Origin of the sequence: Streptomyces albicerus, from assembly GCF_008905045.1 — a bacterium.
GTDB classification, from domain to species: Bacteria; Actinomycetota; Actinomycetes; order Streptomycetales; family Streptomycetaceae; genus Streptomyces; species Streptomyces albicerus.
Map to the genome: position 1 here is coordinate 49,801 of NZ_VWMY01000067.1, position 6,049 is coordinate 55,849.

A 6,049-nucleotide genomic window follows, 5' to 3' on the forward strand; every position below is an offset into this window, starting at 1 on the left:
CGGAAGGCCGGGGAAGGGCGCGCGCAGTGTCGGACGAAGGGCGGCTGGTCGCCGGGCGGTACCGGTTGATCGAGCGGATCGGCCGCGGTGGCATGGGCACCGTGTGGCGTGCCGAGGACGAGGTCCTCAGCCGGGAGATCGCGCTCAAGCGGCTGCACGTCCAGCGGCACCTCACCGAGGACGAGCTGGCCACCGTCTACGAACGCACCCGCCGCGAAGCGCGCAGCGCGGCCCGTATCGCCCACCCGAACGTGGTCGTCGTCCATGACGTCGTGGACGACGAGGGGCTCCCCTGCATCGTCATGGAGTACGTGCACGGCACCACCCTCGCCGCGCTCCTCAAGGGCGGCGGGACCGTGCCGCCCGGCGAGGCCGCCCGCGTCGGCCTCGGCATGATCGCCGCACTGCGGGCCGCCCACGCCGCCGGAGTACTGCACCGCGACGTCAAGCCCGGCAACGTACTGCTGGGCGCCGGCGGCCGCGTCGTCCTCACCGACTTCGGCATCGCCATGGCGACCGGCACCTCCACGCTGACCAAGACCGGCGAGATCATCGGCTCGATCGACTACATAGCGCCCGAGCGCATGAAGGGCCAGAAGCCGGGCCCCACCGCGGACCTCTGGGCGCTGGGCGCGACCCTCTACCAGTCCGTCGAGGGACGGCCCCCGTTCCGCAAGGACACGGCGATGGAGACCGCGTACGCCATCGCCGTCGACCCCCTCTCCCCCATGAAGCAGGCCGGGCCGCTCGAACCCCTCATCGAGATGCTGCTGGCCAAGGAGCCGGACGAGCGTCCGACGGCGGAGGAGACGGAGCGGGCGCTGCGGGTGGTGGCGTCTCGGACGCCGAGCGCCGCGACGGAGGCCGCGTGGGCGTCGGCCGTGCCGGGGTCGACGGTGACGGGGCCGACGAGTCCGGTCGGTGCCACCGGTTCCTTGGGTGCGACGACCGCCGATTCGGGGCCGCAGTCGGGGTCGGGGCGCGGATCGATGCCGCCCGCTCCCGCTCCCGCACCCACCGGTACGGGCAGCCGCCGAGGCCGGGGGCGGCGCACGGTCGTCCGGAGCGCCGTGACCGTGGTCGCCGTGGCCGTGGCCGTGGCGGGCGGGCTCTACGCGATGTCGGACGGCGACGGCGGCGGGAGGCGGGGCACGGAGACGGCGCCCTCCGCCACCGCGTCCGTGCCGCCGCAGCCCGTTCCCGAGGGATTCCACCTGGTCAGGGAGAAGGAGATGGGCGTCTCCTTCCCCGTCCCGGACGGCTGGAAGCGCGGCGACAAGGCGACCGCCGAACAGGTCAAGTACATCGACAAGTCGGGCCTCGTCGAGCTCACCATCGGCACCGTGAACCCCGCGGGCCCGAACCCCATCTCCCACTTCGAGAACATCGAGGCGAACACCAAGCTCAACTACCCCACGTCGTATCGGAAGCTGCGCATGCTGCGCACCACGTTCCGGGGGAAGCCCGCGGCGGTCTGGGAGTTCACCTTCGAGGGAAAGGTCCGGACGTTCCGCGCCATCGACTTCGGCTTCGGCGAGGAGGGCGGCACGGAGTACGACATCTACCTCTCGGCGCCGGAAGCCCGATGGGACGAGTACCGTCCTGTCTTCGACACGGCCAAGCAGGGCTTCCGCGTCGGCTGACGACGGCGGGCGGAAATCCCGGGCCGTCAGCCGTGGCGGTGCTCCGGCGGGGCAGGGGCCGGTGCCGGGATGGTCGCGGTGTCGAAGTCGCCCGCGATGATCCGCGTGGCGAGGTCCGCGAGGCGCAGGTGATGGGCCCGCGCGTACGAGCGGAACACGGCGAAGGCGTCGTCCACCGAACTGTTCCAGCGCTCCGCCAGTACGCCCTTGACCTGTTCGACCAGGATGCGACTGGTGAGCGCGCTCTCCAGCTGGCTGTTCTCGACGTGCGACTGTTCCAGCGTGCGCTGCTGGAGGATCGCGATGGTGGCCACGTCGGCGAGCGCCTGGGCGAGTGCGATGTCGCCGTCGCCGAGGCGGTGCGCTGTGGTCTGGAAGAGGTTGAGCGCGCCGACGACCCGGTTGCGCAGGCGCAGCGGAAGCGCGTGCGTGGTCACGTACCCCGTCTCGCGGGCCCGTATGGCGAAGTGCGGCCAGGGCGCCGTCGTCTCCGGGTGCGTCAGGTCGATGTTCGTGCGGGCCGCGCCGGTGCGGTAGCACTCCAGGCACGGGCCCTGGTCCTGCTGGAGCGCGAACAGTTCCAGCAGGCGCGTGTGCTCGTCCGACGCGGCGATGATCTGCAGCTCGCCGTGCGCGTCCACGAGCAGGATGCCGGCCGCCGAGACGTCGAGCAGCTCGACGCAGCGCGCGGACAGCCGTTGCAGCAGGTCGATGACGTCGAAGTCCTCGACGAGGGAGTCCGCGACCTCCACGAAGGTCTCGGCCAGACGTTGTTCGCGGGCCATGCCGATCATTCCTTTCCACCGTCGGGCGAGTACGGCCCGTTCGTGTCGTCACCGAAGTCGTCGAAGCTGTCAAGGTCGTTGAAGCGGAGTCTGCGGGCGACCACGTCGTCCGCGATCTCCCCGAGAGGGCGCTCGCTGCCGTAGGCGTGGGCCCGCAGGCGCAGGAAGGCCTCCTCCATCGGCACGTCGAGCTGCACGCTGATCATTCCCGTGGCCTGGTGCACCGCCGCGCGGTGCAGTCGCGGCGGCCACTCCAGGAACGCGCCGAGCACCGGGCGGCCATCCCCGTTCCCGTCCCCGTTCCCATCCCCGCCCCGCTTCCCTCGCCGGTCCCCGTTCAGGAACGCGCCGGTCAGCGCGGCGGCCAGGGCCGTGGCGTCCGCGCACTGCTGCACGGTCATCCTCCGGTCCTCGTCGCAGAGCACGGTCAGTACGCCCAGCCGGATGGCCCCGACACCCAGCGGGAAGCAGCACACTCCGTGAATGCCCATCTCCCGCGCGGTCGGCAGCAGCGCGGGCCACCGGTCGGGCCGTACCCGGTCCAGGTCCGGTTCCATGACGGGTGTCCCGGTGCGCACCGCGTCCGGGCCCGGGCCCTCGCCCAGCGTGAACTGGAGTTCCTCAAAACGCGCGCTCACCTCGGGATAGCACCAGAGTGGCTCCGCCGTCCGGCTGTCGCCCACGAGCAGCGACAGCGCGACGCCCTCGGCGCCCAGCGCCAGCGCGCACGCCCGAGCCGGATCACCGCGCCCGCCGAGGCGCAGCGACCGGAGGACGTCGGCCATGCCGTCGCTGATCACCGGTTTCCGTTCCGCCGCGGCCGGGATCCTCGGAGCGAGGCACTGACCGGCCTGTTCCCCCACCCTACGCGGATCGGTCCGTCACCGTGCTCCGCTCTTCCCAGCCGTCGGCGGGCACGCCCCGCCAGGCGTCCTGGGCACTCGCGTACCGGGGAAACCGGTCCACGACAGCGCCGGCCCGGAACACGAGACTCACGCAGGGGCGGGCGTAGACGACCCGCGTCCACCCGCGCCGCTCCCGGCAGTCGTCCCACGCCGCGCACAACGGGTCCAGGGCGCTGCCGTCCATGAACGTCACGTCGCTCAGGTCGACGATGAGGAAGAGGCGCCCGCCGCCCTGGCGGACATCCTCCAGGTCGTGGGCGAAGCCCGGGGCGGTCGTCAGGTCCAGCTCGCCGCGCGCCCGGACCACACGGCACTCGTCGAACAGGCTGGGATGCGGGCCCATGTGCCCCATCTCCTCTGTCTGTGGAGCGGCTGTCCGTGGGGCGGTGCCGTGGCAGCTCCGTGGAGCAGCGCTCCGGGGTGGCTTTCGCCTTGCGCAGGGCCTCTGTTGCGCGGAACGGGACTTCACGGAGAGGGCCGGGGGCACGGGCTGCCGCACGGCGAGGGTACTGCCGGAGAGGAACCGCCTGCCGAGCAGCTTCCGCTATCCGCGGAGAGGGCCTTCGAAGAGGCCGTACTTGGCCGTACGTGACCGGTTCCTGACGGCTCGGGACCAAAGCCGCAAGATCCGCGCGGGAGTTGACACGGACCGCAACCTCGCAAACCGTACGCTCTCCGCCGCCCTCTTTCCCTGCGGGCGGGGTACGGTGGGGGAACCGAGGGCATGTCGTACACCGGTGTTCGAGCCGGTCTCGTCCTCGGCGCACGACGACGCCGGGCCGTTCGGCGCCCGGGGCAGGGTCCGCCCGATGACGGCCGAAGCTGTTCACGTTCCGCCGGTTCCGACCGCCCGCCAGGGCGCCACGAGACCCTGACCGCACCCTTCGCAGCGAGTCACGGAACCACTGAGTCGCCGATTCGCCGGCTCACGGAACCACCAAGGCACCGGGGCACTGAGGCCGAGGAGTCGCCTGTCACCCGGCTCGACCGAGCCGCCCGAGAAGAGAACCAGTTCAGACCCGCGGTCAGTCGCGAACGAACCACCGGCACACCGCACTCGTGCCCCCAGACAGGAGCGCCTCCATGACCACCGTACCCGTCCTCGAACCCCTGCCGTCTCTGCCCCTCGCCCGCCTGCGGCTGGCCCCGCACAGCTCCCTGCCGCGGCGCATCGACGGGGCGTGGTGGCCCCACTCACGTGATCTGCTGGCCGAACTTCCCTTGTTGATCGGCGCATTGCCGCGTACGTGGGGACAGATCACCGGCGTCACCGTGAACACGGCGATGTGGTCGGCCTCGCCCGGCCGGATGCTCGTCGCCAACCACGTCGTACGGCTGCGCCGGACGTCCGGAGCGCACGACCGGCACACCATCTGCCTGCTCAGCCCGGGCCGGGGCCGCTGGGACCTGCTGGTCGTACCCCCGGAGGTCGACGCGGCGGACGCGGGGCCCCTGATGGAGGCCGCGGCGGCGGACCCGGCGGAGGGCACGCACTCACTTCGCTGATGGCTCCATTCCTCGCTGATCGGTTCCGATCCGACGGCCCGCCCACGCGGTGGCGTCGGGTCGTCGGGTGCGCGGAGTCACTGCAGTGGCCTGCGGATCCATACCTCGCGAGCGGCTGCTTCCCGGCCGGTGCCGGCACGGGAACCGGAGCCCGAACCGACGTCTGAGACGGCGCGGGGATCCAGGACACCGAGTCTCGACCATCCCCAGGCCCGCAAGGTCTCCTCGGCCGCGCTCCTCGGGCCGCTGTCGCCGTCGTCGCCTCCACTGTCATCGCCTCCGCTGTCGTCGGGCCGCTCCACGGCCGCGACGACCAGATCGGCGTCGAGCCGGCTCAGCAGCCGTTTGCCCAGGAGGGTCGCGATGCCGAGGCGGCGGTGGGCCGGCAGCACCATCAGTTCGGCGAGCAGGAACGTACGGCCCGAGGCGGTCAGTTCCTCGATGTCCGTCGGCAGCTCCCCGCCGAAGCCCGACCACCACTCGCCGGTACGGTCCACCCGGAATCCGTACGCGCAGCCGACCAGCCCGCCCGCGTCGGCGACCACCATGTCGAACCCGGGTCGCTGCACATGCTGCTCGAAGCGGCTCAGAAAGCCCTGGCGGTCGCGGTATTCGGCGCCCGCGGCACCCCGGTACGCCGTGACGTACACGTCCGCGACGGCGCTCCGCTGCTGCTCGGCCTGCCACCGGGACAGCCTGCGCAAGTACACCTCTGCCATACGGGCCTCCCCCGGCCGCGGGACGGGTACCCCCGGACTCGGCATCGTGTCAGCAGGAGCCGCCGGGGTAAACCGGGCGTCGGGATCAGGTGGGTGACGCCCGGCGACCGATGGTCCCGCGGGGCTGTCCACGGGCGCCCACGTGGCCTAGGCTCGGAGTCGAGTGATGAATGAGGCTCTTCGCGAGCCTGGTCACGGTTTCGAAGTCGCGATCTCCGACTTCCCGCGCGCCCCCTGTCCCCGGGCGCCATCCGCCCCCTGACCCCGGGCGCCAGGCCGAGGCGGTCGCCACCGCCGAGACAACTCCCGTACACCCGGCGCCTCTTCGTGGCCGGGCCCCTGTCCACGTGTCCCTTTCGGACCCCGCCGCGGTGCACTCCCGCGTACCGCCGCGACCCGACGAGGGATTCCATGCCCTGCCGTGCCGACCGGGGGGCGGCGCTTGCGGGGCGGTGCGGTCGCCGCCGGTGTACTCATCACCGGCGGCGACC

Annotated in this window: 6 protein-coding genes; 2 read left to right on the forward strand and 4 right to left on the reverse strand. The window is 72.2% G+C overall.

Annotated features, from left to right (window positions below):
- The first annotated feature begins 26 nt into the window (after positions 1-26).
- Positions 27-1,643, forward strand: coding sequence for a serine/threonine-protein kinase (locus tag GAS53_RS43205; protein ID WP_151483255.1), 1,617 nt, complete (start codon positions 27-29; stop codon positions 1,641-1,643).
- Between the two features lie 26 nt (positions 1,644-1,669).
- On the opposite strand, the gene GAS53_RS43210 is transcribed toward GAS53_RS43205, so the two are convergent.
- From GAS53_RS43210 to GAS53_RS43220, 3 genes are all read right to left on the reverse strand, one after another.
- Complete coding sequence (locus tag GAS53_RS43210) at positions 1,670-2,437, reverse strand: GAF and ANTAR domain-containing protein (protein WP_151483256.1); 768 nt, start codon at positions 2,435-2,437, stop codon at positions 1,670-1,672.
- Positions 2,434-3,213, reverse strand: coding sequence for an ANTAR domain-containing protein (locus GAS53_RS43215; protein WP_225859440.1), 780 nt, complete (start codon positions 3,211-3,213; stop codon positions 2,434-2,436). Before GAS53_RS43215 ends, GAS53_RS43210 begins: the two co-directional genes overlap by 4 nt.
- Before the next feature lie 79 nt (positions 3,214-3,292).
- Entirely contained in the window at positions 3,293-3,676 is a 384-nt protein-coding gene (locus GAS53_RS43220; protein ID WP_151483258.1) for an STAS domain-containing protein, read from the reverse strand.
- Between the two features lie 740 nt (positions 3,677-4,416).
- On the opposite strand from GAS53_RS43220, the gene GAS53_RS43225 reads away from it, so the two are divergent.
- Positions 4,417-4,839, forward strand: coding sequence for a DUF5994 family protein (locus GAS53_RS43225; protein WP_225859441.1), 423 nt, complete (start codon positions 4,417-4,419; stop codon positions 4,837-4,839).
- 77 nt (positions 4,840-4,916) lie between these two features.
- On the opposite strand, the gene GAS53_RS43230 is transcribed toward GAS53_RS43225, so the two are convergent.
- Positions 4,917-5,558, reverse strand: coding sequence for a GNAT family N-acetyltransferase (locus GAS53_RS43230; protein ID WP_192583527.1), 642 nt, complete (start codon positions 5,556-5,558; stop codon positions 4,917-4,919).
- Positions 5,559-6,049 lie beyond the last annotated feature (491 nt).

Excerpts from the sequence above, each read along its gene's own strand:
- GAS53_RS43230 (WP_192583527.1), bottom strand. The coding sequence starts at position 5,558 with ATGGCAGAGGTGTACTTGCGCAGGCTGTCCCGGTGGCAGGCCGAGCAG.
- GAS53_RS43210 (WP_151483256.1), bottom strand. The coding sequence starts at position 2,437 with ATGATCGGCATGGCCCGCGAACAACGTCTGGCCGAGACCTTCGTGGAG.
- GAS53_RS43220 (WP_151483258.1), bottom strand. The coding sequence starts at position 3,676 with ATGGGCCCGCATCCCAGCCTGTTCGACGAGTGCCGTGTGGTCCGGGCG.
- GAS53_RS43225 (WP_225859441.1), top strand. The coding sequence starts at position 4,417 with ATGACCACCGTACCCGTCCTCGAACCCCTGCCGTCTCTGCCCCTCGCC.
- GAS53_RS43215 (WP_225859440.1), bottom strand. The coding sequence starts at position 3,213 with ATGGCCGACGTCCTCCGGTCGCTGCGCCTCGGCGGGCGCGGTGATCCG.